Origin of the sequence: Streptomyces sp. MnatMP-M17 (assembly GCF_900091995.1) — a bacterium.
In the GTDB taxonomy this organism is placed as follows: domain Bacteria; phylum Actinomycetota; class Actinomycetes; order Streptomycetales; family Streptomycetaceae; genus Streptomyces.
On the sequence record NZ_FMDK01000877.1, the window covers coordinates 1 to 1838 of the forward strand.

Here is a 1838-nt window from a genome sequence, read left to right on the forward strand (position 1 = left end):
AGCCTGATCCCGTCGGGGCTCGCGGCGGCCAGCCGCCGGTCGAGGTGGTCGACATCGTTGTGCCGGAAGCGGGTGACGGTGGCACCGCTGAGCCGGCAGCCGTCGACGATGCTCGCGTGGTCGTACTTGTCGATGAAGACGGTGTCACCGCCGCCGACCAGACCGCCGACCGTACCGACGTTGGCGGCGTAGCCGGAACCGAAGACCATCGCCTCCTGGCGGCCGGCGAACCGGGCGACCTCCGCCTCCAGTTCCTCGTGCAGCGGGATCGAGCCCGCGAGCGCCCGCACGCCGTGGTTGCCGGTGCCGTACAGATCGACCGCGGCCTTGGCCGCCGCCACCACGCGCTCGTCGCCCGCCAGGCCCAGATAGCTGTAGCCCGACATCATCAGGAGGCGTTCGCCGTCGAGGTCGGCGTACGCGGAGTCACGCTCGACCGTGTACGTCACGAAGCTGTTGCGGCGGGCGGGCTCCCACTCGAGGGACTGCACACGACGACGCGTCGCGTCCAGTTTCGGCGCGAGACGTTCCCATCCTCCGGATGTGTTCACGTGCGTCTCCTCATCCACGTTTCGGACAATTACCGGAGTCCGCTCAACCTTGGACTCAAAGTGCGTCGCAATTCAACGACAGCCGCGCAAGCCGCGCGCAACACGACTGTGAAATGGGGAAATCCGACAACGCAAGAAGAACGCGACATGGCCCAGGAAGCGGAATCCTGCTCTCCGACCAATTCCCGGGGAATGTTCCCCGGCCATGGTTGACACGTAGAGAAGGCCGATTGGTATCGTCCAAATCTTGTGCAGGGGGCATGCACCTCTTGTCCCGATCTCCTTCACAAGGACCATCGTGGACGGGCCCCCTGGCGAGATTCCGATCATGTCGCCGGCGGCAACCGCCGCCGGTGGAACCGGCAGACAGCCGACCGCACCGGGGAGTACAGCTTGCTCATCAGACTTGCTGGTCTCGTCACGATCGAACCCGAAGGGGTTCCTCCGCAGCATCTGTCCAGCGCTCAGGCTCAAGTCGCGTTCGCCCGGCTCATTCTCGAACGGTCCGGCGGTACCAGCCGTGACCAACTGGCGGACACCGTCTGGCCCGACGGCCTGCCCGACACCTGGGCCTCGGCCCTGCGCAGTGTCGTCAGCCGGGTCCGTACCTTCGTCACGTTTCCCCGGCAGCAGCCCGGTGTCACTCCGCTCGTCGCCCAGGGAGGCCGCTATCTGCTGCGGCTGCCCGACGACGCGGCGGTGGACGTCGAGTGTGCCGAGGCGGCGCTGAGCGAGGCGGCCGAGGCGTACACGGCGGGCTCCTACGCCGTCGCGCAGCAGCTCGCGTCCGCCGCTGTGTCAAATCTACGCGGGTCATTCCTCCCCGCCCACGAGGGCGAGTGGGTCAACAGCGTGCGGGAGCGGCTCGACGAGCTGCGTCTGTCCGCGCTGGAGACCGCGAGTCTGGCCTCGTCCGCGCTCGGCGACGAGCATCACGCGCTGCGGTACGCCGAGGAAGCCGTACGCCGCGCTCCGTTCCGGGAGAGTGCCTACCGGTGCCGGATGGCCGCGCACCGTACGGCGGGCAACCGGGCCGAGGCGCTGCGCACCTATCAGCAGCTCAGGGAGGTTCTGGCGGAGGAGCTGGGGATAGATCCGGCGCCCGAGAGCGAGGCGGCGTATCTGGAACTGCTCCGTACGCCGGAGCGGCGGACGGCACCGGAGCCGAAGGCCGTCACCCGGCTGGATCCGGTGCTGATGGGTATGTTCGAGGCTCCGTCGCCAAGACCGGCCGCGCCGCGGCCGTGCTCGCTGACGGCGGACGGCTGTCTCACACATCCGGTGCGT

General features: G+C 68.3%; 2 protein-coding genes. One reads left to right on the forward strand and one right to left on the reverse strand.

Going from position 1 to position 1838, the window contains the following annotated elements; genetic code table 11:
• On the reverse strand, positions 1–551 hold a 551-nt coding region (locus GA0115259_RS32570), incomplete at its 3' end, for an aminotransferase class I/II-fold pyridoxal phosphate-dependent enzyme (RefSeq protein ID WP_141716781.1).
• Between the two features lie 393 nt (positions 552–944).
• On the opposite strand from GA0115259_RS32570, the gene GA0115259_RS32575 reads away from it, so the two are divergent.
• Positions 945–1838, forward strand: an 894-nt coding sequence (locus tag GA0115259_RS32575) for an AfsR/SARP family transcriptional regulator (protein WP_093603640.1), incomplete at its 3' end; no start/stop codon positions are given.